Annotated in this window: 3 protein-coding genes and 1 pseudogene; 1 reads left to right on the top strand and 3 read right to left on the bottom strand. The window is 51.9% G+C overall.

The window, feature by feature from the left end:
• On the top strand, positions 1-821 hold an 821-nt coding region (locus VLA04_05870), incomplete at its 5' end, for a hypothetical protein (protein ID HSI21189.1).
• Here VLA04_05870 and VLA04_05865 read toward each other — a convergent pair.
• The 3 genes and pseudogenes from VLA04_05865 to VLA04_05855 form a co-directional block, all read right to left on the bottom strand.
• Positions 802-1,689, bottom strand: coding sequence for a polyprenyl synthetase family protein (locus tag VLA04_05865; GenBank protein HSI21188.1), 888 nt, complete (start codon positions 1,687-1,689; stop codon positions 802-804). The two genes, VLA04_05870 and VLA04_05865, sit on opposite strands and share 20 nt — an antisense overlap.
• A 68-nt stretch (positions 1,690-1,757) precedes the next feature.
• Positions 1,758-2,807 (bottom strand): AI-2E family transporter, encoded by a 1,050-nt coding sequence (locus tag VLA04_05860; protein HSI21187.1) that lies wholly within the window; start codon positions 2,805-2,807, stop codon positions 1,758-1,760.
• Between the two features lie 48 nt (positions 2,808-2,855).
• Positions 2,856-3,071 (bottom strand): annotated as a pseudogene (locus tag VLA04_05855) (DNA-3-methyladenine glycosylase I).
• Between the last annotated feature and the right edge of the window lie 127 nt (positions 3,072-3,198).

The raw sequence follows: 3,198 nt of genomic DNA, 5'->3' as shown, positions 1-3,198 counted from the left end.
GCATACCGTATACTGGAAGTATGCCTTCTTCCAGCCCGCCATCACTGATCGCCTTCAGCCAACCAAAGGGATGGCACTTCGTACTTATCTCCTTTCTCCTTGGGTTTGTGGCAACAGCAAACGGAATCATGTTCCCCTGGCAACTCCTTGCTTTGGCCGTTTTCTTTACCCTCCCTGCGCATCTCCTCATCCACACCACCAAATTCCTCTTCCTTCCTAAAAAAGAATTCCAAAAGAGCCTACCTCTTAAGACGCGTCGGCAAGTTGTTGCCGGTCTTGGGATAAGCACCGCGGGAGCACTTGCACTTGCCTTTTTCCTGCCTACCCTTAGCGCAATTTCACTCCTGGTGTTTTTGGCAGCTGCACTGGGGACGGCACCCCTTGCCAAGCATGATGAATCACCTCTTATAGAGCCCCTTCTAAAGGCAGCATACACAATCCTCCCCGCGCTGGTTGGCGCGTGGCTTAATACTCCAGCAACAGTTGTATGGGGACTTGTTGTTGGGGCTGTCCTTTGGCTGTTTGCCAACAAGCAATCCCTCCTCCTTACAGAGCCACCTGCAAGTGGTGATGATCCAACACCCTTCAAAGAACTTCTTGTTCCCACCGCCACCTGCCTCCTCCTCTACATCCTTGCCGTGACAGTCAGCTTTACCATTGTCGGGTCCATAGGGATAACCTTAGGCATTCTCTACTGTGGCTTGGTGATTGCCGCTGCGGCACAACCAGAGCTTAGGCCAGGCATCCGGGTGCTCTTGCCGATAATAACCACCCTTGCGCTCTGCATACTGCTTGGAGGAACTATGCTTCTCCACGCGTAAGTACCAGCTCCATAAGCCCCTCCCAAGCCTGCGGGTCCCCAGGACATGTAGGTAAAGCCCGAAGCACCTGACCCCTGTAGTGTTCGATACTACTCTCCACCTCTGCCCGCCCCTTTTCACCGTAAAGCGTAAGAAATGTATGCCCCTCGTCAGGTAGGGCGTTTTCTTGGTCCGCAAGATCGTCCTGCAGCTGAAAAATAATACCCAAGGGCACTCCGTACGCTTCCGCAAAAATCCCTACATCTTGCCCCGCCAGCGCCGCCCCCATTTTTATGGGGCCAACAAAAGTATAGCGAGAGGTCTTGAGTTGGGTTTTTTCCAGTATCTCCTCCCGCGTCACTTCAGTCCGGGAGGCAGTCTGCCTGTCGAGCATCTGACCATACAAGACATCCGTTACCATTGCCTGGAATGCGCTCAGGAACAACGACTGCGCGGGAGGCGGAAGCTTGCTAGCAACTTGGTGTACGAGCATATGGGCACAAGCTAGGTAAAGGTCACCCAACAGCACTGCTTCTGCCGCCGCATACGGCGCATCCATTTTCTCCTCCAGCCAAGTATGCGTAGCACGCATCCCATGGCGGGTTGGGGATGCGTCCATCCAATCATCTTGAATGAGGGCAAAGTGGTGAAAGAGCTCCAGGGCAACGCCAGCTTGCCGACAAAGCTCACGGTCTCTTCCCTCACAGTCCCTAAATGCCAGCTCTAGCACATAAGGCCGTAGCCGTTTGCCACCAGTGAGAAGAAGCGCGTTGCCGTATTTCACCAGTTCATCGATAAAAGGATACTTACTTGATGACAAATGCAGGCCGGTAACGACCTCTTCCAAATACGGGTTAAACTCCTTTTGAAAAGAAAATAGTGACTGCATGGCAATCACTATTTGGCAGCGCTACGTTTTAATCCACCCATGTCCAACTTTGGACAACGCGCTACAACCTATTCTTGCGGCGCAAAGTATTCGCGGTACACCTCTAGGGTAGTAACGAGGACGACCATACAGACCGGACCATAAATGACACCGAGGAAACCAAACTGGGCGATGCCCGCAAAAACGCCTAGCAGGGTTAAAGCAGGATGAAGGCTCGCCTCCTTGGATACCAACCGCGGACGAAGAATGTTATCGACATTGCTTACAATCAAAACGTTGGTGGCAATCTGGAAAATACCTTGCCAAACGCTGCCCGTCAGAATGAGGATAAGACCCACTGGTATGGCAATGATGCCGGAACCAAGCGGGATAATGGAGGCAATGGTAGCAAGTAAGCCAAAGAAAGCGGCGTATGGTACGCCAGTTACCCAGAAGAGAAGGCCTGTGAGCACACCCTGGATAAGCGCAATGACCAACGTACCCTTTACCATGGAAACAATCATGGAGGTTATCCGACGGGCATATAGCGTATCTATTTCATCATGAAGCGGGCTCAGGCGGTGCAGGTACTGGCTGATGCGGTGGTAACGGGTAAAGACCGCACCCATCACATAGATGGTGATGAAAATAGTAGGGATGACAAACGAGAGTTTCCCACCAATCCCCTGAAGCCCATGCCAGGCAGAACTCTGCACAGCAGCTGCCAGTGCCAACAGCTTCTCATGCACCGTAGCGGCAGCAAGTTGGTACCCACCCGGCAAATGCACAAGAAGGGCATTCATCTGATCCACAAAAGCATTGACTGAGAACCCACTGGAGAGGTTGGAAGATGCTGCGTTATGTGCAAACTCAGCGACCACATTGGCCACTAAGAGACCCGCCAAGATGAGCGGCACAATGAATGTAAGCAGTACACAGAGGAGCGCTAACGGCACTGCAATCCAGTTCCGTCCTTTTGTAGAGCGCTCAATCCAGGTGTAAAGGGGATGGAAAAGAAAAGCCAACAGCACGGCAAATGTAAGCACCGTAAGGTAGGGCTTAAGAAGCCAGGCACTGAATAAAATGATGGCACTTAGAAGGATGTAGAAAAACCTTCGCGCATTGGTACTCTGTTTCATAGCTCCATGGTACGCCCCTAGCACATTCTTTTACTACACCTTTAAGGCCTAGCGCTTCATTTTCTGAACTTCCACATGCCGCGAACAGCCCACATAGTGGTCATTCACCATCCCCGCGGCCTGCATGAACGCATAGCAGATGGTGGAGCCTACAAAGGAAAAGCCACGCGTACGCAGGTCTTTGCTCATAGCGTCTGATTCTGGGCTCGTTGCGGGTATATCGCCATCTTTTTCCCATAAATTGACTATTGGCTCCCCACCTATCTATAAGCATGGGATCTACCTTCACCCGAACGGTCATCCGTACAGGTTTGAAGCTGTGGCCTGGGATTTCATCTATGGTTGTTGGGATGCCGTCTACAGTTCGCAGTATGAAACCCCAGGGGTTTCG

It is taken from the genome of Verrucomicrobiia bacterium (assembly GCA_035460805.1).
Taxonomy (GTDB): domain Bacteria; phylum Patescibacteriota; class UBA1384; order CAILIB01; family CAILIB01; genus DATHWI01.
This window is presented reverse-complemented; position numbering and strand designations above follow the sequence as displayed.